Origin of the sequence: Thalassobaculum sp., from assembly GCF_965223715.1 — a bacterium.
Classification (GTDB): domain Bacteria; phylum Pseudomonadota; class Alphaproteobacteria; order Thalassobaculales; family Thalassobaculaceae; genus Thalassobaculum.
Map to the genome: position 1 here is coordinate 2,149,973 of NZ_OZ245012.1, position 22,500 is coordinate 2,172,472.

21 protein-coding genes are annotated in these 22,500 nt (G+C 68.3%); 9 read left to right on the forward strand and 12 right to left on the reverse strand.

The features are described 5' to 3' along the window. Positions 1 to 12 precede the first annotated feature (12 nt). On the forward strand, positions 13 to 966 hold the full coding sequence (locus ACOQOP_RS09945) for a glycosyltransferase family 9 protein (RefSeq protein ID WP_420566175.1): 954 nt from the start codon (positions 13 to 15) through the stop codon (positions 964 to 966). A gap of 294 nt (positions 967 to 1,260) precedes the next feature. Here ACOQOP_RS09945 and ACOQOP_RS09950 read toward each other — a convergent pair whose 3' ends face one another. From ACOQOP_RS09950 to ACOQOP_RS09965, 4 genes are all read right to left on the reverse strand, one after another. Then, positions 1,261 to 2,211, reverse strand: a complete 951-nt coding sequence (locus ACOQOP_RS09950) for a glycosyltransferase family 9 protein (protein ID WP_420566176.1) — start codon at positions 2,209 to 2,211, stop codon at positions 1,261 to 1,263. A 50-nt stretch (positions 2,212 to 2,261) separates the two neighbouring features. Next, entirely contained in the window at positions 2,262 to 2,996 is a 735-nt protein-coding gene (locus ACOQOP_RS09955) for a glutamine amidotransferase-related protein (RefSeq protein WP_420566177.1), read from the reverse strand. After that, positions 2,993 to 4,189, reverse strand: coding sequence for a nicotinate phosphoribosyltransferase (locus ACOQOP_RS09960; RefSeq protein ID WP_420566178.1), 1,197 nt, complete (start codon positions 4,187 to 4,189; stop codon positions 2,993 to 2,995). Before ACOQOP_RS09960 ends, ACOQOP_RS09955 begins: the two co-directional genes overlap by 4 nt. A gap of 100 nt (positions 4,190 to 4,289) precedes the next feature. Continuing rightward, a complete protein-coding gene (locus tag ACOQOP_RS09965) occupies positions 4,290 to 5,681 on the reverse strand; it encodes a class II 3-deoxy-7-phosphoheptulonate synthase (RefSeq protein ID WP_420566179.1) in 1,392 nt (463 codons plus the stop codon). Positions 5,682 to 5,862: 181 nt separating this feature from the next. On the opposite strand from ACOQOP_RS09965, the gene ACOQOP_RS09970 reads away from it, so the two are divergent. The 3 genes from ACOQOP_RS09970 to ACOQOP_RS09980 are packed head-to-tail and all read left to right on the forward strand — an operon-like array spanning position 5,863 to position 9,587. Then, on the forward strand, positions 5,863 to 6,168 hold the full coding sequence (locus ACOQOP_RS09970; protein WP_420566180.1) for a cupin domain-containing protein: 306 nt from the start codon (positions 5,863 to 5,865) through the stop codon (positions 6,166 to 6,168). A 16-nt stretch (positions 6,169 to 6,184) separates the two neighbouring features. After that, complete coding sequence (locus tag ACOQOP_RS09975) at positions 6,185 to 7,519, forward strand: hypothetical protein (protein ID WP_420566181.1); 1,335 nt, start codon at positions 6,185 to 6,187, stop codon at positions 7,517 to 7,519. Beyond that, a complete protein-coding gene (locus ACOQOP_RS09980; protein ID WP_420566182.1) occupies positions 7,488 to 9,587 on the forward strand; it encodes a tetratricopeptide repeat protein in 2,100 nt (699 codons plus the stop codon). Before ACOQOP_RS09975 ends, ACOQOP_RS09980 begins: the two co-directional genes overlap by 32 nt. Before the next feature lie 108 nt (positions 9,588 to 9,695). Here ACOQOP_RS09980 and ACOQOP_RS09985 read toward each other — a convergent pair whose 3' ends face one another. The 4 genes from ACOQOP_RS09985 to ACOQOP_RS10000 form a co-directional block, all read right to left on the reverse strand. Beyond that, a complete protein-coding gene (locus tag ACOQOP_RS09985; protein ID WP_420566183.1) occupies positions 9,696 to 10,745 on the reverse strand; it encodes a CheB methylesterase domain-containing protein in 1,050 nt (349 codons plus the stop codon). Next, positions 10,742 to 11,557: a CheR family methyltransferase gene (locus tag ACOQOP_RS09990; RefSeq protein WP_420566184.1), complete on the reverse strand. Its 816-nt coding sequence runs from the start codon at positions 11,555 to 11,557 to the stop codon at positions 10,742 to 10,744. Before ACOQOP_RS09990 ends, ACOQOP_RS09985 begins: the two co-directional genes overlap by 4 nt. A 10-nt stretch (positions 11,558 to 11,567) precedes the next feature. Further along, a complete protein-coding gene (locus ACOQOP_RS09995) occupies positions 11,568 to 13,271 on the reverse strand; it encodes a methyl-accepting chemotaxis protein (protein ID WP_420566185.1) in 1,704 nt (567 codons plus the stop codon). A 148-nt stretch (positions 13,272 to 13,419) separates the two neighbouring features. Further along, on the reverse strand, positions 13,420 to 14,013 hold the full coding sequence (locus ACOQOP_RS10000) for a LysE family translocator (RefSeq protein ID WP_420566186.1): 594 nt from the start codon (positions 14,011 to 14,013) through the stop codon (positions 13,420 to 13,422). 155 nt (positions 14,014 to 14,168) lie between these two features. On the opposite strand from ACOQOP_RS10000, the gene ACOQOP_RS10005 reads away from it, so the two are divergent. Beyond that, on the forward strand, positions 14,169 to 15,017 hold the full coding sequence (locus ACOQOP_RS10005; protein ID WP_420566187.1) for an amidohydrolase family protein: 849 nt from the start codon (positions 14,169 to 14,171) through the stop codon (positions 15,015 to 15,017). A gap of 81 nt (positions 15,018 to 15,098) precedes the next feature. After that, positions 15,099 to 16,064: an N-carbamoyl-D-amino-acid hydrolase gene (locus ACOQOP_RS10010; RefSeq protein WP_420566188.1), complete on the forward strand. Its 966-nt coding sequence runs from the start codon at positions 15,099 to 15,101 to the stop codon at positions 16,062 to 16,064. Positions 16,065 to 16,067: 3 nt separating this feature from the next. Here ACOQOP_RS10010 and ACOQOP_RS10015 read toward each other — a convergent pair whose 3' ends face one another. After that, entirely contained in the window at positions 16,068 to 16,778 is a 711-nt protein-coding gene (locus tag ACOQOP_RS10015) for a GntR family transcriptional regulator (protein WP_420566189.1), read from the reverse strand. Between the two features lie 424 nt (positions 16,779 to 17,202). Here ACOQOP_RS10015 and ACOQOP_RS10020 point away from each other — a divergent pair, with 424 nt between their 5' ends. From ACOQOP_RS10020 to ACOQOP_RS10030, 3 genes are all read left to right on the forward strand, one after another. After that, complete coding sequence (locus ACOQOP_RS10020; protein ID WP_420566190.1) at positions 17,203 to 18,042, forward strand: DMT family transporter; 840 nt, start codon at positions 17,203 to 17,205, stop codon at positions 18,040 to 18,042. 152 nt (positions 18,043 to 18,194) lie between these two features. After that, positions 18,195 to 18,419 carry a hypothetical protein gene (locus tag ACOQOP_RS10025; protein ID WP_420566191.1) on the forward strand — a complete coding sequence of 75 codons (225 nt, stop codon included), beginning with the start codon at positions 18,195 to 18,197 and terminating at the stop codon, positions 18,417 to 18,419. Next, complete coding sequence (locus tag ACOQOP_RS10030; protein WP_420566192.1) at positions 18,416 to 19,837, forward strand: amidase; 1,422 nt, start codon at positions 18,416 to 18,418, stop codon at positions 19,835 to 19,837. Before ACOQOP_RS10025 ends, ACOQOP_RS10030 begins: the two co-directional genes overlap by 4 nt. Positions 19,838 to 19,841: 4 nt before the next feature. Here ACOQOP_RS10030 and ACOQOP_RS10035 read toward each other — a convergent pair whose 3' ends face one another. From ACOQOP_RS10035 to ACOQOP_RS10045, 3 genes are read right to left on the reverse strand one after another with little or no spacing between them, the layout of a single operon-like run. Then, positions 19,842 to 20,759: a DMT family transporter gene (locus ACOQOP_RS10035; protein ID WP_420566193.1), complete on the reverse strand. Its 918-nt coding sequence runs from the start codon at positions 20,757 to 20,759 to the stop codon at positions 19,842 to 19,844. Between the two features lie 12 nt (positions 20,760 to 20,771). Then, positions 20,772 to 21,770 carry an asparaginase gene (locus ACOQOP_RS10040; protein WP_420566194.1) on the reverse strand — a complete coding sequence of 333 codons (999 nt, stop codon included), beginning with the start codon at positions 21,768 to 21,770 and terminating at the stop codon, positions 20,772 to 20,774. Further along, complete coding sequence (locus tag ACOQOP_RS10045) at positions 21,767 to 22,480, reverse strand: isochorismatase family protein (RefSeq protein WP_420566195.1); 714 nt, start codon at positions 22,478 to 22,480, stop codon at positions 21,767 to 21,769. Before ACOQOP_RS10045 ends, ACOQOP_RS10040 begins: the two co-directional genes overlap by 4 nt. Positions 22,481 to 22,500 lie beyond the last annotated feature (20 nt).

The window sequence follows — 22,500 nt, forward strand, 5'->3', positions numbered from 1 at the left end:
GGGGAGAGGGTCTTGGGCAAGACGCTGGTCATCCAGCCCCTGCCGGGTATCGGCGACATGGTGTGGCACCTGCCGCATCTGAAGGCGATCGCCGAGCGCGCGCCGGACGGTAAGATTGCGCTGGTGACCAAGCGGCGCTCGGCGGCGGACCAGATGCTGGAGGGCGCACCCTGGATCTCGGATATCGGCTGGCTCGACCGCGCCCAGGGCAAGGAGAAGGCCGGGCGCCATGATGGGCCGCTGGGCGCGGTAAGGCTGGGGAATGACCTCAAGGCCTTCGAGGCGGAAACGGTGTGGATCCTGCACCGGTCCTGGCGTTACCTGACGGCGACCCGGATGGCCGGGATCCCGAACCGGATCAGCTACCGCGAGTTGCCGAACGAGGGCCGCGACCTGCACCAGGCGGACAAGGCGACCGCCCTGCTGCGGCAGCGCGGGCTGAGCGTGGACCCGACCCCGCGGCTCGAGCCACCGGCCGCCGCGAAGGCCGAGATCAAGCGGCTCTACGGCGAGTTGCCCCGGCCCTGGCTGGTGCTGGGGATCGGCGCGTCGGAGCCGTTCAAGCTCTGGCCGGAGGCGAACTTCTCGGCCCTGGCCCGCGCCTTCACCGACCGCACCGGCGGCAGCGTGATCTTGATGGGCGGCGAGGCGGAGAAGGAGAGTGCCGAGCGCATCCTTCAAAATGCCCGCGGCGAGGTGGTGCTGGCGATCAACCGGCCGATCGGCCAGGCGGCCGCCCTGGCGGCGACGGCGGACGCGTTTCTCGGCAACGACAGCGGGATGCTGAACCTGGCGGCGGCGACGGGGGCGCCCACCATCGGCCTGTTCGGCGGCTCCCCGCCGCTGGCGCTGTATCCGAACCTCGACGCGTTGCAACCGCCGGGCGGCGCGGAATACCGGGTCGACCGCATGGCGGAGATCGAGGTGGAGGTGACGATGAACGCACTGACGCGGGCGCTGGGGTAGGCCGGCCACCGTCCCTCCCCTCATCGTCTTCCCGTCCCGGATTTAATCCGGGATTGCGCCGGGACCGAGGATCGGAGCAGCCGGAGCGCCGGACAATCGCGCCCCGTCGTTCCAGCAGACCTCACCCTGGATCCCGGGTCAGGCCCGGGAAGACGCAGGGAAGTACGTTCCATCGAATACTCCCCCTCACTCACTTCCCGGACATGTTCCGGGACCCACGCGTCCATGCGCACCGTCAACCGACCCGGTTTGCTCGAGGGTGGGCCCCGGAATGAATCCGGGGAGTGATTGGGGTTAGGCTCTGTTCAGCAAATCGAGCGCCGCCGCCTCCACCGCGTCGATGGACAGGCCCTCCATCAGCGCACCGGGCGTCCGGCCCACCTCCTGCGACCGCGCCAACAACGCCTCGGCACTCTCCGGCGCCCGCACCCAGGCCGTCACCGGGCCCGCCGGGGCGTAGTTCGCGTCCTTGCTCGGGCCGAACAGGCCGAGCGTCGGCGCACCTGCGGCAGCCGACAGGTGCATCAGCCCGCTGTCATTCGCCACCACCAGCCGGCAGCGCGCGAAGGCCGCCGCCAGCACCATCAGCGGCGCCCGGTCGACCAGGTCCACCAAGCGGTCCCGCGGCACCGCCGCCAGCACCGGGGCGGCGAGATCCCGCTCCCCCGGCCCACCGGCGACCAGCACCCGGGCGCCGGCAAGCGGCCCGTCCTCGCCGGTCAGCCGGCCGATCAGGTCGGCGAAACGGTCGGCCGGCCAGGCCTTGGGCGGCCAGTTCGCCGTCGGCGCCACCGCCAGCAACGGCCGGTCGTCATCACCGAGAAGCTCAGATGCGGCCGCGCGGTCCGCCTCGGTCAGCCACAGCCGCGGCATCAACGGCGGCGCCAGCCCGAGCCCGGCGGCCATCTGGTCGAGCCGGTGTTCATCGCCGCGCCGGGTGCGGTAGACCTCCCGCCGTCCGGCCAGCAGCGTCCAGGCGAGCGCCGAACCGCGCATGTCGATCACCCGGTCCCACCAGCTTCCCGCTACCTGCCGCCACAGCGCCCACCAATGGCGACCGGATTTTGCCTTGCGCCAGGCGATCACCCGCTCAACCTGGGGTACGCCCTCGAACAGGGCCGCCGCCACCGGTCCACAGGCCACCGTCACCTTCGCGTCCGGATGCTGGTCGAGCAGGCGCGCCAGCACCGCCGTGGACAGCACGGCGTCACCAAGACGGTTCGATGTGATGAAGAGGATCCGCATGCCCCCGGATAGCGCGCCCGGGGCGTTCGCGCGAGCCTATTCGGCCTCCGTTATTCCGCCGCCGACTGGAGCGCGCGGACCGGATGCAGGCCCAGCCGGTCGAACAGCGACAGGGTCCACTTGCGAACGCCGTCGTGGAACAGCTCCCAGCCCTTAACCTGGGCCCGCTTCGGCTGGCCGCCCGGCGCTTCCAGGCGATGGCCGCCGCCCATGTTCCAGCGGTGGATCATGTCGATGGTGATCTCCGGGTGGAACTGCAACCCATAGGCCTTGTCGCCGTAGCGGAAGGCCTGATTGGGGAAGGAGTTGGTCCCCTCCGCCAACAGCACGGCCTCCTTCGGCAGGTCGAAGCCTTCCCGGTGCCACTGGTAGAAATGGGTCGAGTGCTCGAACAGCCTCTCGCGCTGGGCCACCTCGGTGGGGAGCACCTTGGTGTAGCCGATCTCCACATGCTTGTCGGGATGGGGCGACACCGATCCGCCGATCGCGCGGGCGAGGATCTGGCCGCCCAGACACAGACCGAGATAGGGCACATCGGCATCCAGCGCCCGCTTGGTGAAGTCGATCTCGTACCGGATGCCGTCGAGCCGCTGGCAGTCATTGGCGCTCATCGGGCCGCCGAAGACGGCGATACCGGCATAGTCCTTGAGGTTCTCCGGCAGATCGTCGCCGATGCAGGGGCAGCGCCGGTCGAGCCGGTAGCCCCTCTCCTCCAGAAGCTGGCCGACCCGGCCGGGGGTGGAGGTCTTCTGGTGAACGACGATCAGAAACCGGTCTGAACTCATGATTCCCCTTTGCGCAGCAAGAACTCGCGGCCGACCTTCACGCGCGGCTCGCCATCATAATCGATGATGTCGGCGGTTGCGTAGGTCTCGCTCCATTTGTCAGGGAGATAGGATCCGGTACCGATCACGTCCACCGGTGCCTTGGCCAAAGCCATCACCCGGCACTTCTCCGGGCCGAACCCCGACGACGCGACGATCCGCACCTTGGGGAAGCCGGCCGCGTCCAGACGCTCGCGCATCGACCAGATCGCCGCCGCCGACACGCCAGTGCCGATCAGGGCGCGCAGTTCCGCCTCCGTGCGGTAGCCGCGGATCGCCTCCGGCGCGTTGCGGTCGAGCACCGCGTAGGCCTCCGCCGTGTCCAGGCCTTCGATATACCGACCGCCATGGGTGTCGAGCCGCACCGCGAGCTTGCCCTCGGCCGCCAACTCCGGAAAGCGGCGGGCGACAGCAAGCGCGTCGGTGATCTCCTGGCCGAAATAGTCGACCAGCACGGTCAGGTTCTCGGCTGGGTGGGTCTCGTGGAACATCTCGGCGGCGCGCACCGTCGATCCGGCATAGCCGATCAGCGCATGCGGCATGGTGCCGAAGCCGCGGTTCTGGTCGAAGTAATGGGCGGTGGCGTCCGTCGCGTTGCCGATGAAGCCGATGGCGCCGACCTTGTTCTTCGCCTTGGCCGAGCCGACGCTGGCGCCATAGGCCATGATCTCGGCCATCTCGGTGCCCGCACAGTGCCGGGCATCCATGGCCAGGAAGGCGGTCTTCGGCAGTTCCACGCACATGGTGTAGGCGTTGTAGGCTGCCACGCAGGCCGCCCCCAGCTTCTGCAGGTACTGGGTCTCCAGATCCACCAGGTGATAGAACGAGCCGGTGATGTAGAGCATCGGTTCGCCGGCGCCGACCCAGGCCCCTTCCTTGTGCAGGACCTGGATGTCGACCTCCGCCCCGCGTTCGGCCATGACCCATTTCAGCCATTCGACGGAGAGCCTGGTGGCGCAAGTGACCGGGCGGCGCATGAAGACGGCATAGGTCACCCGCTTGTCGCCGAACGCGGCGACGCAGTCCTTGGTGCGGGTGAAGTACTTGTCGACATAGCCCGAAAGGGTATCCGGGGTCGGGTGACGCAGGGTCGTGGGCCAGCCATTGCCGGCCGGGTTCAACCGGTCGTCGTCATCCCGTTCGATGGCGCTCATGGGACGTTCCACTGATCTCAAGGCCTTAGAGAGTAGCGCTTGAGACGCGGCCGGGAAAAGAGGCGATGCGGAACGGCACCCCTCCCTCCCCGGTATGAGCTCAGCTCGCCGCCTTGAAGGCCTGGGCGCCCACACCGCCGCGGCGGCGGACCAGCATCTCGCCGACCAGGAAGGCCAGCTCCAGGGACTGCGCGGCGTTCAGGCGCGGATCGCAATGGGTGTGGTAGCGGTCGCGCAATGCCTCTTCGGTGACGCCGGTGGCGCCGCCGATGCACTCGGTGACGTCGCGGCCGGTCATCTCGAAATGCACGCCGCCAGCATAGGTACCCTCCTCCTCGTGCACCTCGAAGAACGAGCGCACCTCCGACAGGATCCGGTCGAACGGCCGGGTCTTGTAGCCGGTGGAGGACTTCACCGTGTTGCCGTGCATCGGATCGCAGGACCACACCACATGCCGGCCCTCGCGCTCCACCGCGCGCACAAGCGGCGGCAGGCCGTCGCGCACCTTGTCGGAGCCGAAGCGGGCGATCAGGGTCAGGCGGCCGGGGTCGTTGTCCGGGTTCAGCACGTCGATCAGCTTGATCAGTTCGTCCGGGTCCAGGCTCGGCCCGCATTTCAGGCCGATCGGGTTGTGGATGCCCTTGAAGTATTCCACATGGGCGCCGTCCAGGTTGCGGGTGCGGTCGCCGATCCAGACCATGTGGGCGGCGGTGTTGTACCAGCCGCGGTCATCGGTGATCGTGTCGCGCCGGGTCAGCGTCTCCTCGTAGTCGAGCAGCAGCGCCTCGTGGCTGGTGTACATGTCGGTCTCGCGCAGCTGCGCAACGCTCTCCGGCGTCACGCCGCAGGCGCGCATGAAGGCGAGACATTCCTCGATGCGGCCGGCGATCTGCTCGAACTTCTCACCCTCGGGGCTCTTCTCCACAAAGCTGAGCGTCCAGCGGTGCACCTCCTCCAGATTGGCGAGGCCGCCGGTGGCGAAGGCCCGCACCAGGTTCAGGGTCGCCGCCGACTGGTTGTAGACCCGCAGCAGCCGCTCGGGATCCGGCACGCGGGAGGCCTCGTCGAAATCCATGCCGTTGATGATGTCGCCGCGGTAGCTCGGCAGCTCCACACCGTCGATCACCTCGGTCGGGGCGGAGCGCGGCTTGGCGAACTGGCCGGCCAGACGGCCGATCTTCACCACCGGAAGGGCGGCGCCGAAGGTCAGGACCACCGCCATCTGCAGCAGCACCTTCACAGTGTCGCGGATGTTGTCGGCGGAGAACTCCGCAAAGCTTTCGGCACAGTCGCCGCCCTGAAGCAGGAAGGCGTTGCCGGCGGCGACCTCGCCCAGGGCGGCCCGCAGCCGCTGGGTCTCGCCGGCGAAGACAAGGGGCGGGAAGGTGCGCAGGGTCGACAGCACGCCGTCCAGCTTCTCCCGGTCGGGATACTCGGGCACCTGCCGGATCGGCCGGTCGCGCCAGGTCGTCGGGGTCCACTCGGTCGTCATCGCGCCCTCCCTCGGGGGATTGGGTTCTCGAAAGCTGTGTTTGTTTTGTCGCGTTCTAACAGCGCGATGCAAGCACTGGAAGCCGATTCGCGCGGAAATCCGCCATCATGGGCATCTCGCCGCGTTGCACCACAAACCGGGACGGCGCATCGTTCGGTCAATCCAACACTGAGAGGGTTTCATGACCGACACCTATGCCCCTGCCAAATCCGCCCTGCATATCGACGACGAGAAGGTCCGGGTGACCGAATGGACGCTCGCTGCCGGCTCGTCCACCGGCTGGCACAAGCACGAGATGGCCTATGTCATCGTCCCGACCAGCGGCGGTCCCCTGCGCATCGCCACCCCGGACGGCGACGTCGCGGCGGAGATGGTCGTCGGCAAGCCCTATATCCGCCCCGCTGGTGTCGAGCATGACGTCATCAACGACGGTCCGGGTGAGGTGGTGTTCATGGAGATCGAGCTGAAGGAACCCGCTTCGGCATAACCCATACCGGGGTCCGATGAACGACGCGCTCCCGCCAGAGCAGATCCGGCGCCTCGCCGTCACCCGCGCCAGCGACCCTCGCGTTCTGCATGCCTGGGCCGGGCGGCGGATGGACGAGGCGCCGCTGGAGGGGCTCAGATGGGCGCGGCGTGCGCGGATCGTGGATCCGTCCGCGCCGCCGCCCCGGCACCGCGAGGCCCTGGCGCTCTGGACCTTGGGCCGCGTGCGGGAGGCGGAGGTCGCCGGAACCCGCGGCCTGCTGCTCGGCCCCGGCGACGGCCCTGCCTGGATCAATTTAGGCAACGTGAAGAAGCGCCTCGGGCAGGATGACCTCGCCCTGAAGCTGTGCGGGTGGGCCCGGGCTGCCGGCGCGCCGGCCCCTATGGCCGACATGAACGCCGCGATCCTGTATCTGCGCCGCGGCGACTACGCCCGGGGCTGGCCGCTCTATCGGGCACGGCATCATACGCTGGGGGCCGATCCGGCGACGATCTGGCCCGACCTGCCGGAATGGGACGGCAGGCCGCTCTCCGGCCGTCTGCGGCTGGTGACCGAACAGGGCATCGGCGACGCCGTCATGTTCCTGACCCTGGTCGAGGCGGTCCGGGCCCGGGTCGGCGCCGTCACCTTGCTGGTGACCGCGCGGCTCAAGGCGCTGGTGCAGCGCAGCTTACCGGATATCCAGGTTGTCGCCCCCGATGCCGGCCGCACCGTCGGCCCCCTGCCCCCCGCCGAAGCCTGGATCTGCGTCGGCGATCTGCCCGCCGCCCTCGGTCTCGGCCTATCCGGCGCCGTCCGTCCGACACCCTACCTGAAGGCCGACCGACGCCGGAGGGGGGCGCTTCGCGACCGGCTACAGCGGCGGCATCCAGGCAAGCGGCTGGTCGGGATCACCTGGACCAGCCAGGCGGAGGACGGATGGCGCCGGACCGTTCCCCCGACCCTCTGGCAGCCAATCGCGGATCTGGAGGACGTGGCCCTGGTCTCGCTCCAGTACCGGGCGGACCGGCGCGATGTCGCGGATTTCGGCGACCGGCTGGAGATCGATCACGGGATCGAGCCGTTCGACGATCTCGACGGTCTGGCGGCCCTCACCGCGGCAATGGACGTGGTGGTCTCGCCGCCGAACAACACGGTGCACGTTGCCGGGGCGCTCGGCCTGCCCTGCCATGTCATGCTGCCGGTGGATCCGGACTGGCGATGGGGCAAGGACGAACACTACTTTAGATGGTATGATATGACAGTTCTTCATCGACAAAAGCGCATCGGCGATTGGCTTCCGGTCGTCGCGAGCGTCGTCCAGGAGCTGCGCCAAACCCGTGAGCCCGCACGCCCTCGCTCTCCTGACTGAAGGCATCCGCCAGCAGAAGGCCGGGTTCCGGGCCCGCGCGGCCAGCCTCTACACCCAGGTTCCCCAGGGGGATGCCTACCATGCCGATGCGCTGAACCTGCTCGGCACGGTGCTGTTCGAGGAGGGGCGGACGGCCGATGCCCTCCGGCTGATCGGCCAGGCGGTCCGCACCAGCCCGGGGAATGCCGCCGCCTGGGCTAATCTCGGCGGGGTGGCTCGGCACGTTCCCCGGCCCGAGGCCGCACTCGCCTGCTACCGCCGGGCCGTTCTGCTGGCTCCGGACCGGGCCGATGGGCTGGCCGGTCTCTCCAGCCTGTCGACCGGCGACAGGCGCCGCACCGCCCTGCGTCGACGGCTGGCACTTGGCCCGCTGGATGTGGACGCCCGGATCGAGCTCGGCAACGACCTGTCGGCCCAAGGAGAGGCCTGTGCGGCCGCCCGGGCGTTCCGCTGCGTACAGTTGCTGCTCCCCGCCTCTCCGGCCGGCGCCTTCAACCAGGGCAACGCACTGCGGGATTTGGGCGACGATGCGGCGGCGGAGCACTGCTACCGGCGGGCGCTGGCGATCGCGCCCCACGCGGCGGACACCCTGAACAACCAGGGGCTGCTGTTCTTCACCCGGGGGACTTTGGCGGCGGCGGAGCAATGTTTCCGACAGGCGCTCGCCCGAGCGCCCGATCATGCGGCCGCCAACGGCAATCTCGCCCGCACCCTGCTGAAGCGCGACCGCCCCACGACCGCCCTCCTGCCGTTCAAACGAAGCCTGTTGAGCGATCCGGCGCATGTATCGGCAAGCTGCGAGGTCGCCGGGCTGTTGGAGGCGGAGCGCTGGGCGCTCCGGGCGCTGGCGCTGAACCCGTTCGCGGTGGAGCCCTACAACCGACTGGCCCTGCTCGCGACCCAGGACCCGACCCGGTCGCGCGTCCTTGGGCGGCTGCGACAGGGGGCCTGCCTGTGTCCGCAGAGCCCGGACGCCTGGTACAATATCGGGGTCGAACTCGGGCGCGGTGGCGACCCGGCCGGTGCGGTGCGGTATTGCCGCCGGGCGACGCTCATCCGGGACGCGCACGCGCTGGCACATCTGAACACCGCCCTCGCCCTGCTGGTGCAGGAGCGGTTCGCCGAGGGGTGGGAGGCCCATCGCCGCCGGCTCGACTCCCCCGACGCCGCACCGTTCATGCGACGCTTCGCCATCCCCGAATGGTCGGGCGAGACGATCGCCGGCAAGCATCTGCTGGTCTGGGGCGAACAGGGGATCGGTGACGAGGTCCAGTTCCTCACCCTGCTCCCCGCGCTGCTGCGCCTCGGTGCCCGCCTCACGCTCCTCACCGAGCCCCGCCTGCGGCCGATCCTGCGTCGCAGCTTCCCCGGCGTGGCCGTGCCCGAGATCGGCAACCCGACCGGCGGGTCGGAGGACCGGCATGGCTGCGACCTGCAGATCGCCCTGGGCGACCTGCCCCACCGGCTGGCGCTGTTCTGCGGCGGCGACGTGCGGCCGGATCCATGGATCGTGCCGGACCCCGACCGGGTGGCCGCCCTGCGCGCCGGGCTGCACGCGCGCCATCCGGGGCAGCGGCTGGTCGGCATTACCTGTTGCTCCATCGCCCCGAGGACCGGCGCGCGGCGCAGCATTCCGGTCGGCCTGTGGCGCGAAGTGGCGGGGACGCCGGGCGTGGCGTTGGTGTCCCTGCAATACGGCGCCCCACCGGAGGATCTCGCCGCCTTCACGCAGGAAACCGGGCATCCGATCGACCATGCGCACGGCGTCGAGCCGCTGGTGGATCTGGACGGCTTGACGGCCCTGGTGGCGGCGGTCGATCTGGTCGTCGCCCCCGCCAACAACACCGTGCATTTCGCCGGCGCGCTGGCCAAGCCGTGCTGGACCCTGCTGCCCACCCGCCCGGACTGGCGCTGGGGCCTGAGCCGATCGGACTCCCTGTGGTATCCGCGGACACGGGTGTTCCGACAGGCGCGCGACGGGGAATGGGAGCCGGTGATGGAACAGGTCGCGGCGGAATTGAGGGATTGGGCGGGACGCCACCGCAATCCATCGTCTTCCCGGACTTGATCCGGGATCCAGCCGGGCCGTGGGCCGGAGATCTACGGCTGAAGTCTCAGCGGAAGGCTGCTCTGGATCCCGGATCAAGTCCGGGAAGACGCGGAAGTCTCAATCGCCCTACCGGAACGACATCACCAGGCCGGACACGAAATCCGCCACCTTGCCCAGCGGCAGGACCGTGTCGGCGCCGCCATTCTCGTAGGCCGCCTTGGGCATGCCGTAGACGATGGAGGTCGCCTCGTCCTGGGCGATGGTGCGGGCCCCCGCCTCGCGCATCGCCAGCAGCCCGTCCGCCCCGTCGCGACCCATGCCGGTCAGCACCACGCCGATCGCCTTCTTGCCGAGCTGGTCGGCGGCGGAGTTCATCAGCACGTCCACCGCCGGACTATGCCCGCCGAACCGGCCCGGCTCACCCGAGCGGGTCCAGATCCCGTGGCCGTCCTTGCGCAGACGCAGCTGGCGCCCACCCGGCGCCACCACCGCCAGCCCCATGCGCAGGGGCAGGTCGTCCTGGGCCAGCGACACGTCCATGGGCGACGACCGGTCCAGCCGGGCGGCGAAATCGCCCACATAGGCCTCCGGCATGTGCTGGACGATGACGATGGGCGGGCTGGTGCGCGGCGTGCGCGACAGGATGGTCAGCAGCGCATCGGTTCCGCCGGTCGACGCGCCGATGCAGATCACCACCCCGAGATAGGGCGCACCCGGCGCCACGGGCCGCGGTGCTGCGGGCGTGCGGACCGCCGCCGGCGCCGTCGGGCTCTCCGCTGCCGGCACCTGGGCGGCCTCGGCCCGGCGCAGCAGATCGGCGATCTTTGGTGCTGCCGAGGCGAGTTGGGCACGGATGTCCAGGTCCGGCACCTTGATCGAGAAGGCGCCTGGCGTGCCGAGGGCCAGCAGGGCCGGTGCGCCGCTCTCGCCCACGATCACGAAAACCACCGGACGTCCGGCGCCGATGGCGGCGGCCACGGCCGGCTTCAGCGTAGCGGCGTCGGCATCGCTGCCGGCGATCAGCACCGCGTCGGTCGCCCTCATCCGGTCCGGCGTCGCCCGGACCGGTGTGATCGACGTCACCTCCCCCAGGGCCTTCAGGTCGTTCAGGGATTCCGACACCGCCTTGCGCAGCAGCGGATCGGCCGCCACCACGACAACCCGCAGGTTGCTCATGGCTCAGTCCTCTTGCGGAAGATCGCCGGGCGCTGCTGGTCGAGATACTTGCGCGCGAACTCGGCGTCGTCGGTATGGCCGATGAACAGGTATCCGCCCGGGGCCAGCAGATGGGTCAGCGACTGGATCAGCCGCTCGCGGGTCGGTGCGTCGAAATAGATCATCACGTTGCGGCAGAAGATCACGTGGAAGCCGCCGCGCAGCGCGGTCATCGGTCCGACCAGGTTCAGCCAGCGGAACATGACGTCGTCGCGGACCGGCTTGACCACCCGGAAGCTGTCCTCGCCCGCCGGTTCCAGGAAGGAGTCGCGCCATGCCTGGGGAACGTGGCGGAAGGTCTCCGAACGGTAGACCCCTTCCGTCCCCCGCTGCAGAGAGCGCTTGGCGATGTCGGTCGCCAGCACGCCGGCATCCAGGTCCTGGTAATGCGCGCCGTAGAAGGTCCGCATGGCCATGGCGATGGAATAGGCCTCCTCGCCCGCCGCCGCCGCCGCGCTCCAGACCCGCAGGTCGCGCGAGCGCTGGCGCCGCAGCCGGTCGGTGATCTCGGGCAGGGCAACCGAGGAGAGAAACTCGAAATGCGCCGGCTCGCGGTAGAAATAGCTGTGGTTGGTGGAGAGCTGCTCGACGATATCGATGAACAGGTCGCCGTTGCTCTCCGCCTCGGCCGCCCGCAGCAGGGATTGCAGATCCCGATGGCCGGTCCGGTCCATCAGGGTACGCAGGCGGGACTGCAGGAAACTCTCCGCATTGTCGGGCAGAACGATGCCGAACCGCGAATGGGCAAGCCGGCGGAAACTCTGAAGCTCCACCGCCGCGGCCTCAGTACTTCCCGAAATTGCCGGAGGTGATGGCGTCGTCGGGCTCCCGCTCGTCCTCTTCCTCGTCCTCCACCGGCTTCGCCGGGGCCTTGGACTTCTTGCGGGTCGGCGGCGCGTCGTCGGGGCCGTCACCTCCGGCCTGATCCAGCTTGAACTGGGCCATCGACTTCTGCAGGTCGTTGCCCTGCCCGGCGATCGAGGCCGAGGTGGCGGCCATCTGCTGGGCGGCGGCGGCGTTCTGCTGAACCACGGAGTTCAGGCGGTGGATCGCCACGTTGATCTCGTCGGCACCCACGGACTGCTCGTCGCTGGCGGCACTGATGCCCTGAACCAGGTCCTTCACCCGGGTGATTTCCGGCAGCAGGTCGGTCAGCAGGCGGTTGGTGTTCTCCGCCGCCTCGCGGCCGTCGGCCGAGGCGTCCTGGATCTCGCTGGCGGCCTGCTTGGAGATCTCCGCAAGCCGCGACACCTCCGAGGCCACCACCGCGAAGCCGCGGCCATGCTCGCCGGCGCGGGCTGCCTCGACCGAGGCGTTCAGGGCCAACAGCTCGATCTTGCGGGTGATCTCCTCCACCACCAGGATCTTGGCGGAGATGTCCTTCATCGCCGCCGCGGTCTGGGTCATGGCATCGGCGCAGCGGGTGGCCTCTTGCGCCATCCGCTCCGACACCTTCTCGGTTTCCTCGGAGTTCTTGGCGTTCTGGCGGATACCGGCGGTCATCTCCTCCATCGCTGCGGAGGTCTCCTGGATGCTGGAGGCCTGGTCGTTCACGCCGTCGGAGACCTGGCGGGCGGTCTGGCGCAGTTCGTTGCTGCCGGTGGTGATGCCGTTGCCCACGGAGCGGATCGTGCCGAGGATGCCGATCAGGTTTTCCTGCATATGGGCCAGCGCGGTCAGCACCCGGCCGATCTCGTCCTTGGCGTTGACCTTGCTGATCGGCACGGTCATGTCGCCCATGGCGAAGCGGTCGACCGTGGCCACCGCCATGCCCAGGCGGCTGCGGATGCGCAGCGCCATGGTGATGCCGACGAGCAGGGAGATGGCGCCGATGATCACTGCGGCGATGATCAGATGCTGGATCACGGTGTACTCGGCTTCCTGGATCTCGGCGACGGAGTCCTCGGTCAGCTTGTTGACCTTGTGAACGAAGTCGTCGATCGCGACCATCAGCCGGATCTGGAGCTTCTCGATCTCCTCCATCTTCGAGCCGAGGGTCGACAGGCGCGGGATGCGGGCGCCCGCCGCCTGGACCAGGGCGCGGTACTGGGTGATCACGCGGCCGGCGATCGTGGTCACCTGATCGCGCAGCTGGTGGATCTCCCGCAGGCTGTCCTTGAGGTCCTGATAGAGCAGAGCGCGTTCGTCCGGCGTCTCCATGGCGGCATCGATCACCGCCTCGATCCGCTTCAGCTCGGCCTCGACCTGCGCCGAGTATTCCTCGTACTTGGTGATGTAGCCTTCACCGAGGTCGCTGCGCCCCTGACCGGAAACGGAGATCGCCACATGCAGCGCCAACTCCTGCTGGAGCTGGGCTTCCACCACCTTGAAGGCGCTCTGGGAGATCGGGGTCTCGGTGGCGGCGATATGGTCGACCTGCTTGGCCACCTGCGCCAGGGACAGAACCGTGTACCCGGCGAACGCGAACAGCGCCGCCGTCATGAACACCACAAGCGCGATGAGCTTTGTGGATATATTGCTCAGCATCTGTCATCCCCCGATCGACCGGCCAGGCCCGCTTCCATGGCCCTATTCTGACCGCTGGCTGGAAAAGCGCAATTAGTGGTTTGAATCCGAGGCTTGGCGAGGGCCGCCCGGTCCCGGGCGCGGGCCCCCCGCCTGACCCTCCGGCGAATCACTTCGCCGCCGGCAGGGCGGCAAGCACCACGACGATGACCATGGACAGCGCCATCAGCTTGTTGATCACCGACTGGGTGCGCGGCGAGAGATCCAGTCGTTTCAGCGACACCCCGGCCCACAGCCAGGTCAGGTGCACCGGGATCCAGATCACGTTGATGATCGCGAATTTGATCGCGATCTCCAGCGTCGGATCCTCGGCCATGAAGTGGAAGCCGGAGAACAGGGTGGTGTTCACCGCGTAGGATTTCGGATTGATGAGCTGCAACCCGATGCCGCCGGGAATGCCGGGCGGGCTCTTGCGCTCCACGAAGGCGATCCGCGACCCGGCCCAGCCGATGCGGAACGCCAAGTAGAGCAGATAGGCGAGCGAGGCGTACAGCAAAGTCGGGCCGATGACCGGATGGGCCAGAACCACCGCCGCGATCCCCGTCACCACCAGCAGGGCGGCCAGGTTGGTGCCGATGAACAGGCCGACCAGGAAGCGGATGCCCGGCCCCGCGCCGAAACCGGCACCGATCCCGGCCGTCGTCAGCACCCCGATCCCAGGCGTGATGATCAGGAAGAACAGGGCGACGGCGAAAGTGAGCATCGGCGGGTCCGCAGACGGGCAGGACCCGCAGCCTAGCACGCGGGCACGCGCGACCCGCAACCCGGACGCGAACCCGGTGTCGCCCCACGCATTGCCCGAAAGGTGACAGCCGGCCTAGGCTTCTCGCCCGACCCATGCACCAGGGAGGCCCGCCGATGACGCTCCGGGCGGTCGATTGCCACATGCATATCTTCGGCGACCAGAAGGACTACCCCTTCGCCGAACCGCGCAGCTACACCGTGCCGCCTGCGGGGGTCGATGCCTATTGGAAGGCGGTCGCCGATACCGACATCGCCCGGGTGGTGGTCGTGCAGCCGAGCGCCTACGCCACCGACAACCGCTGCACCCTGGACGCGCTGGACGCCTTCGGCGAGGCGGCACGGGGTGTGGCGGTGATCGTCGCGGACACGATCAGCGACCGGGAACTGGCCGCTCTGCATGCCCGACGGGTCCGCGGCGTGCGGGTGAACCTGCGCTCGGTCCGGGCGTCGGCGGCCCCGGTGGTCACGGTTCTTCCCAAGCTCGACCGGCTCCTGGCGGGGAGCACCTGGCACATCCAGGTCTTCTGCGACGCCGAGGTTCTGGCCGATCTCGCCGCGATCCAGCCGAAACTCGGTGTGCCGCTGGTGCTCGACCATTTCGGGTCGATCGACCCGCTGGCCCCCGACCGGCATGTGGAAGACATGCGCCGGCTGGTGGAGGGCGGGGCCTGGGTGAAGCTCTCGGGCTCCTACCGGATCTCCACCGGGCCCGGTGGTGCTGGCGTGGCCGATCTCGCCCGCCGGATCCACGCCATGGCGCCGGACCGCATGGTCTGGGCCAGCGACTGGCCGCATACGCCGAACCATTCCGGCGCCACGGCCTCCAGCGACACGGTGCTGCAGTATCAGCCGCTCCACACCGCCGGTCTGTATCACGCCGTCGCCGACTGGTTCCCAGAGGCCGAGACCCGCTGCCAGATCCTGCAGGACAATCCGACCCGGCTCTACGGCTGGAGCGACTGACGCCGCGCGGTTCGCGTCTTCCCTTCGCACCTGCAACATTCCATCATCCCGGACAGCAGACCTCGATCCGGGATGATGCCCATGCGCCCTCTCACCGTCGCCGCCGCCCAGCTCGGTCCCATCGCCCTTGAGGCGCCGCGCAGCGCGACGGTCAGCCGGCTGGTCGGCCTGATGGAGACGGCGAAGAGCCGGGGTGCCGACCTGATCGTCTATCCCGAACTGGCGCTGACGACCTTCTTCCCGCGCTGGTACTTCGAGGACGAGGCCGAGCTCGACCGGTTCTACGAGCGCGAGATGCCGGGACCGAAGACCAGAACGCTGTTCGAGGCGTCGAAGGATCTCGGGATCGGGTTCCATCTCGGTTATGCGGAGTTGGCCGCCGACGGCACCCGCTACAACACCGCCATTCTGGTCGACAGAACCGGCGCCATCGTCGGCAAGTACCGCAAGATCCACCTGCCCGGCCATGCGGAGCACGAACCCTGGCGCGCTTTCCAACACCTGGAGAAGCGCTATTTCGCGCCGGGCAACCTCGGTTTCCGGGTGTTCGACGCCTTCGGTGGGCGCATCGGGATGGCGATCTGCAACGACCGCCGCTGGCCGGAGACCTACCGGGTGCTCGGCCTGCAGGGCGCCGAGATCGTGCTGATCGGCTACAACACGCCGATCCATAATCCGCCGGCGCCTGAACACGACCGGCTGTCCTGGCACCATAACGAACTGGTGATGCAGGCCGGCGCCTATCAGAACGCAACCTTCGTGGTCGGCGTCGCCAAGGCCGGTGTCGAGGAAGGCGTGCACCAGATGGGGGGCAGCCTGATCGTGGCCCCCACCGGCGAGACCATCGCCCAGGCGGTGACCGAGGAGGACGAGTTGGTGGTCGCGACCTGCGACCTCGACCTGTGCCGGTCCTACCGGGACAGCGTCTTCGCCTTCGAGCGGCACCGGGAGCCGGGCACCTATGCTCTGATCACCGGGACAAAAGGGCCGGTCACCCCGGACGAGGCCAGGCGGATCGATCCGGCCCTTGCCCACCCCGACGACTGACGATCAGGCCGCGCGCGGCACCCGGCGGACCGGCTTCTTGACCGGTGCCTGGGTCTCGAACCGGCGCCAGTTCGCGATCAGGCGGCGGCCCGAGCGGTAGACATGCTCGCGCGCCAGATACTCGGCCCGCGCACCCTGGCGGTCGGCGATCGCCTCGAAGATCTCCAGATGGTCCGAATAGGACTCCACCAGGGTGTCCAGATCGTGCCAGCGGAACTTCACGGTCTGAAGCTGCGGGATCGAGCGTGATTTGGCGATCAGCTCGCGCAGGTGCCGGTTATCCGCCGCCTCGAAGATCGTCTCGTGAAACGCTTCGTTCAGCCGGGACCAGGCGTCGCGGACCTCCTCGCTCCACTCCTGGGCGTCGCACAGGGCCTGGGTCTCGGACAGCACCTTGTGCAGCACGCCGCGGTGATGGTCCGGCAGCCCGCGCTCGGCGACCGTGCGCGCAGCGAGCCCCTCCAGCACGGAGCGGGCGGCGTAGACATCCTCCACATCCTGAACCGTGTAGCGGCGGACCACGTAGCCGCTGTTCGGGACGTAATCGAGCAGGCCCTCGGCCGCCAGCACGCCCAGCGCGCCGCGCACCGGGGTGCGGGAGACGCCGAGCGCGTTTGAGATATCGACCTCGTTCATCCGCGCGCCGGGCTTGTAGGTCCCGTCGAGCACGCCGTCCCGCAGGGTGCGGGCGACGGATTGTCCGCGTGTTGCCATCGACTGTTTCATCCCAACCATGGGCCGTCCGGCTCCGGCGGCCCCATTTTTCCGACTTACCCGTGAGAGCCGGTCAGGCGGAAACCGCCTCCTGCCCCACGCACCGGTTCTTGCGCCGGTGCCCCGCTCTATATCACTTCCGATCCGCGTTAGGTAGCGTTCACACTGTTTCCGTCAAGGCGTATTGCATCCAATGTCCAACAGGCGCATGGATAGGAGGCTCGGTCGGAGGATCGGTCCACCCGCAAGAAAGCTCCCCTACGTGTCAAGCGAACCTCAGGTCAGCGCGCCGTTAGACCCCAGTTCATCCTCCCGCTTCTTTCATTCTTTCAATGTGTTGAGGGCCAGCCTCGAGCGCGTTTCGGCGCCGGGGCGAACGGCGTTCGCTGCCCTGTCCCCCAACGCGCGCGGGGCCGTATGGATCGTGATCGCCGGGTTTTTCTTCACGATCATGACGGCGCTGATCAAGCAGATCGGTGATACAATCCCGGTCGTGCAGATCCTGATGTTCCGCCAGATCACCATGACCTGCACGGTGCTGCCGGTGCTGATCTCCGGCTATCCGGCCATCCTGAAGACCAACCACCTGCCGCTGCATCTGGCCCGCGTGTGCATGGCCGTGATCGCCATGGTCTGCGGCTTCACCGCCTTCGTGCATCTTCCCCTGGCCGAAGCGACGGCGATCAGCTTCGCCAAGAGCCTGTTCGTCACGCTGCTCGCCCTGATCTTCCTGCATGAGGTCGCCGGCCCGCGGCGCTGGTTCGCGGTCCTGCTGGGGTTCATCGGCGTTCTGGTCATGGTCAAGCCGGACGCGGACGGCTTCAACATGTACTCGCTACTCGCCGTGGTCGGCGCCGCGGCCGCCGCGACCGTCATGGTGATCATCCGGAAGGTTTCGCAATACGACCGGCCGGTCACGATCCTGAGCTACCAGGCCATCATGGTCGGCATCATCATGATCGTGCCGACCATCTATTTCTGGGTGACGCCGACGCTGGAGCAGTGGGGCATCATGTTCGCCATCGGCCTGCTCTCGGTGGTCGGCCAGCTCTGCAACATCCAGGGCTTCAAGGAGGGCGAGGCCTCGGCGGTCGCTCCGATGGACTATTCGCGGCTGGTCTTCGCCACGATCATCGGCTTTGTCATCTTCCTGGAACTTCCCGATGTTACGACCCTCGTGGGTGCCGCGCTTATCTGCGCCACCTCGTTCTATACGGTGCGCGCCGAGCAACGGGCCGCCCGCAAGCGCAAGGCGGAGGCCTGAGCGGCCACGGTCTCACGGCCTGGGCCGTGAGCGCCAGGACACAAACTGATGTTCGTTTGCGAATTGTATCCAATCTGAACCGGGTCTACCGTTCTCCATGACAGGGACCTTGGGTGCGCCAACGCGCGCTCCTTCCTTCAGGGAGACACACCATGGACGACGACGCCCTCCGCCGTCAGTACGACGGCCTGATCGAGCGCGCGGGCCTGCGCATCCCGCAGGACCGCGACCAGACCATGTTCAACGCCTTCAAGCAGGTCCAGGCCTGGACCGACGTGGTGCGCAGCCGCAAGCCGGCCGCTCTGGAACCCGCCAACGTCTTCGCCTACGAGACCGTCAGCCGTCTGGCAGACGGCGGGAAAGGCGGTGCGGTATGACCGGGCTTCTGGATCTCTCCATCGCCGAGCTGGGCAAGGGCTTCCGCGACGGCTCGGTCTCCCCGGTTGCCGTGACCGAGGCCGCCCTTGAGCGGATCGAGGCGACCAACAACACCCTGCACAGCTTCAACACGGTCACCGCCGACCTGGCCCTGGCCCGAGCGGCGGCCGCCGAGAAGGAACTGGCAAGCGGCACCGATCTCGGCCCGATGCACGGCGTGCCGTTCGGGGTGAAGGACATCTACGACACGGCCGGCGTGCTCACCACCTGCCAGTCGCATCTGCGTTCGGAGTTCGTGCCCGACGCCAACGCCCATTCGGTGCAGCTCCTGCTCGACGGCGGGGCGGTGATGCTGGGCAAATGCGCGACCATCGAGTTCGCCACCGGCGGGCCGACCGAGGAGACCTTCTTCCCGCCGGCACGCAACCCCTGGAACCTCGACCATATCCCGGGCGGCTCCTCCTCCGGGTCCGGGGCCGCGGTCGGCGTCGGCATCACCCGGATGGCGCTCGGCTCCGATACCGGCGGCTCCATCCGGGGTCCGGCAGCGTTGTGCGGCACGGTGGGCATGAAGCCGACCTACGGGCGGGTCAGCCGGCGCGGCGTCTTCCCGCTGTCCTACACCATGGACCATTGCGGCCCACTGAGCTGGAGCGTGGAGGATGCGGCGATCACCATGAACGTGATCGCCGGCTTCGACCCGCTGGACCCCGCCAGCGCCGACGTTCCGGTACCGGATTACACGGCGTCCCTGACCAAGGGTGTGGCCGGAAAGAAGATCGCCTTCGTGGAGCACTGGATCGAGGAGGAAGGCACCGCCGACCCGGAAGCGGTGAAGGCGATCCACACCGCCCTCGACGTGCTGCGCGCGGAAGGGGCGGTCGTGGAGACGGTCCAGCTCTCGCCCTATGCCCTGTACCAGGCCTGCGCGCGCCTGCTGGTGCTGCCGGAATGCTACGCCATCCACGAGCACGACCTGATCGAGCGGCCGGAACTCTATGGCCGGCCGACCCGGGAGCGGCTGATGGCGGGTGCCTTCGTGCGTGGGTCGGACTATGTGGAGGCGCTTCGGGTCCGGCGCGAGCTGGCGATCGAGGTGAACAACGTGATCCTCGGCCAGTACGACGCGCTGATCGCGCCGTGCTCGGTGGTGACGGCCGGCCGGTTCGACAGTCTGGGCGACGACCCGATGAAGCTGTCGGGCATGATGACCCAGCCGTTCAACGTCACCGGCAGCCCGGCCATGTCGATCTGCACCGGCTATCACAGCAACGGGCTCCCGCTGTCGATGCAGATCGTCGGCAAGGCGTTCGACGAGGCGACGGTGTTCCAGGTCGGTGCCGCCTATGAGGCCGCCACCGAGTGGCGCAAGCACCGGCCCTCCATGCTGGCCGCCCGGGCCGCGGCGGCGGAGTGAGCGATCAGGCGGAGGGCGGTTTCGACCGCCCTTCGCTGCGCCCCTCGCTCCGATACACCACCCATGTGCTGGCCAGCACCAGCGCAGACCCCGCCAACACCACGGGGCCCGGCCAGTCACCGAAGGCGAAGAAGCCGATCAGCAGGGCCCAGATCATCTTGGAGTAGTTCATCGGCGCGATGGTCGCCGCCGGCGCGTGATACAGGGCGCGGGTGGTCATGTACTGCGCCCCGCCCGATGCCAGCCCCATGGCGATCAGCCCGGCGAGTTGCCAGGGGGTGGGGGTCACCCAGACTGCCGGCAACAGTGGCACCACCATGGCCGAGGACAAAGCCATGAACAGGAAGACGATGGTCATCGTGCTGTCGTGCTTGCTGAGATGGCGGGCGACCAGGGTGCCGCCGGCGGTCAGCACCGTTCCGGCCAGGCTGTAGATCGCCCCTTCGCGGACCACGTCGCCGCTGGGCTGCACCATGAACATCACCCCGGCGAAGCCGACCGCCACGGCGGCCCATTTCGCCCAGCCGACCCGCTCGCCCAGCAGCGGGGCCGACAGGGCGGTAATGATCAGCGGCGAGGCGAAGTTGATCGCCGTCGCATCGGCCAAAGGCAGGCGCTGATATCCGGCGAAGATCAGGGCGATGCCGGCGGAGACGATCACCGCGTGGAACAGGTGCCATTGCGGCAGCCGCGTCATCAGGGAGCGGCGACGGGCGAAGAACAGGATCACGATGCCCAGCGGCACCATGGCGAAGAAGTTCCGGAAGAACATGATCTGCACGACCGGAAACAGCTCGGTCTGCGCCTTGACCACGCCGTTCAGGATCGAGAACAGCAGAAGGCCGACGAGCATCAGGACGATGCCGCGCCGGCCGTCTGGTTGGACCGGATCCGCCGCCTGAGCGGGGTCGGCGGTCGCCATGGGCGGACTCCGTCAGTAGGTGGCGAAGATCCGCTCGATCTCCGCCGGGTCGCTGGTCACCGCCAAGGCAAAGGCCAGCAGGATGCGGGCCTTCTGCGGGTTCAGGTTGTCGGCGATGAGGAAGCCGTTCTCCTTGAGCTTGGTGCTCTTGAAGGTGCGGCCGCTGCCGGCCCGGCTGGACTGGACGACGGTGATGCCCTTCCCCACCGCCTCCTTCAGCGGCTCCTCGTCGCCCGGCCCGCAGAAGCCCGGGGCGAAGCCGGCGGACACGATGCCCTTGGCCCCCGCCTCGACGAACGCCCGCACCGCCGTGCCGTCGGCGCCGCAATAGGCGTAGGCGATATCCACCCGCGGCAGGCTGTCCATGGTCCGGATGTCGAACTCGGTATCCGGCGCGTGGCGGCGCAGCGGCTTGCGGTAGAACGCCACCGCATCCCCGTCCGCATGACCGAGACAGCCGAAATCCGGGGTCCGGAAGGTCTGCATCCGGTAGGTGGAGGTCTTGGTCACCTCGCGGGCCGACTGGATCTCGTCGTTGAGCAGGGTCATCACGCCCATGCCCTTCGCCTGCGGGCTGGCCGCCGTTCGGATGCCGTTGACCAGGTTGAACCCGGCATCGGTGGACAGCGCGCTCGACGGCCGCTGGGAGCCGATCACCACCACCGGCAGGTCGGTCTTGACCGTCAGGTGGAGGACATAGGCCGTCTCCTCCAGGGAGGCGGTGCCGTGGGTGACGACGAAGCCGGCGAGGTCCGGATTGGCCGCCGCCACCTCGTCGATCTTGAGCACCAGCTCCTTCCACTCGGCGAAGCCCATGGACGGGCTGGGAATGGCGCGGAACGGCACGACGAGCACGTCGGCGACCAGATTCACTTCAGGGAACATCTCGATGATCTTGTCGACCTCGAGCATGGAGTTGTTGGCTCCGTAGTCGAGGATATCGAGGGGTCCCTTGCCGATCGACGCGATGGTGCCACCGGTGCCGATCACTGCGACCTTGGGCTTGCTCATTCGGCAGCCACCTGAGCGACGCCGGAGTTCTTGTGCAGGATCTCGACCAGTTCGTCGGTCGAGAAGATGTCCCCGAAGGTCAGGTAGAAGTTGGTCAGGGCCGAGTTGTGCTCGATATCGGTGATCGCGGCGTTGCCGTCGGTCACCATGACCACCTTGTAGTTCAGCATCATCGCGTCGCGCGCCGAGGACTCGCAGCACACATTGGTCAGCGTGCCGGTGATCAGCAGCGTGTCGATGCCCTCGGCCTTCAGGATCTCGTGCAGGTCGGAAGAACCCTCCACGAAGGCGGAGTAGCGGTTCTTCAGGACCTTGCGGTCGCCCTCCTTCACGTCGAGCTCGGCCCAGAGCTGGTGGCCGATGCCGCCCGGCGACATGGACTCGATCCGCTTGGCGACCTTCGCCGGGGGGGTCATGGCGTGCAGGTTCGACCAGGTTTCCATGCAGTCGGCGTCGTGGGTGTTCTGGATCCAGTAGACCTGTCCGCCGGTCGCGCGCACCGCCTCGGCCAGCTTGTTCACGTTCGGCACGATGTCGCGGGCCTGGACGCAGAGTGCGTGGGCCACGTCGTCCATCATGAAGCCGTTCTGCAGGTCGATGACGATCAGCGCGGTCTTCGACGGCTCGAGATTGGCATGCGGATGCGGCGTGCCCAGCCGCGCGGTCACGAAGTCGATCACGCGCTGGGAAATGTCGGTCTTGTTCATCATGTCAGCCTCCCTGGCGACGG

Excerpts from the sequence above, each read along its gene's own strand:
- ACOQOP_RS10035 (WP_420566193.1), bottom strand. The coding sequence starts at position 20,759 with ATGGCGACCGCCGACCCCGCTCAGGCGGCGGATCCGGTCCAACCAGAC.
- ACOQOP_RS09965 (WP_420566179.1), bottom strand. The coding sequence starts at position 5,681 with ATGACGACCGAGTGGACCCCGACGACCTGGCGCGACCGGCCGATCCGG.
- ACOQOP_RS09970 (WP_420566180.1), top strand. The coding sequence starts at position 5,863 with ATGACCGACACCTATGCCCCTGCCAAATCCGCCCTGCATATCGACGAC.
- ACOQOP_RS10005 (WP_420566187.1), top strand. The coding sequence starts at position 14,169 with ATGACGCTCCGGGCGGTCGATTGCCACATGCATATCTTCGGCGACCAG.
- ACOQOP_RS10030 (WP_420566192.1), top strand. The coding sequence starts at position 18,416 with ATGACCGGGCTTCTGGATCTCTCCATCGCCGAGCTGGGCAAGGGCTTC.
- ACOQOP_RS09955 (WP_420566177.1), bottom strand. The coding sequence starts at position 2,996 with ATGAGTTCAGACCGGTTTCTGATCGTCGTTCACCAGAAGACCTCCACC.
- ACOQOP_RS10015 (WP_420566189.1), bottom strand. The coding sequence starts at position 16,778 with ATGGCAACACGCGGACAATCCGTCGCCCGCACCCTGCGGGACGGCGTG.
- ACOQOP_RS10045 (WP_420566195.1), bottom strand. The coding sequence starts at position 22,480 with ATGATGAACAAGACCGACATTTCCCAGCGCGTGATCGACTTCGTGACC.
- ACOQOP_RS09960 (WP_420566178.1), bottom strand. The coding sequence starts at position 4,189 with ATGAGCGCCATCGAACGGGATGACGACGACCGGTTGAACCCGGCCGGC.
- ACOQOP_RS09995 (WP_420566185.1), bottom strand. The coding sequence starts at position 13,271 with ATGCTGAGCAATATATCCACAAAGCTCATCGCGCTTGTGGTGTTCATG.
- ACOQOP_RS09985 (WP_420566183.1), bottom strand. The coding sequence starts at position 10,745 with ATGAGCAACCTGCGGGTTGTCGTGGTGGCGGCCGATCCGCTGCTGCGC.
- ACOQOP_RS10025 (WP_420566191.1), top strand. The coding sequence starts at position 18,195 with ATGGACGACGACGCCCTCCGCCGTCAGTACGACGGCCTGATCGAGCGC.
- ACOQOP_RS09975 (WP_420566181.1), top strand. The coding sequence starts at position 6,185 with ATGAACGACGCGCTCCCGCCAGAGCAGATCCGGCGCCTCGCCGTCACC.
- ACOQOP_RS10000 (WP_420566186.1), bottom strand. The coding sequence starts at position 14,013 with ATGCTCACTTTCGCCGTCGCCCTGTTCTTCCTGATCATCACGCCTGGG.
- ACOQOP_RS09950 (WP_420566176.1), bottom strand. The coding sequence starts at position 2,211 with ATGCGGATCCTCTTCATCACATCGAACCGTCTTGGTGACGCCGTGCTG.
- ACOQOP_RS10010 (WP_420566188.1), top strand. The coding sequence starts at position 15,099 with ATGCGCCCTCTCACCGTCGCCGCCGCCCAGCTCGGTCCCATCGCCCTT.
- ACOQOP_RS10040 (WP_420566194.1), bottom strand. The coding sequence starts at position 21,770 with ATGAGCAAGCCCAAGGTCGCAGTGATCGGCACCGGTGGCACCATCGCG.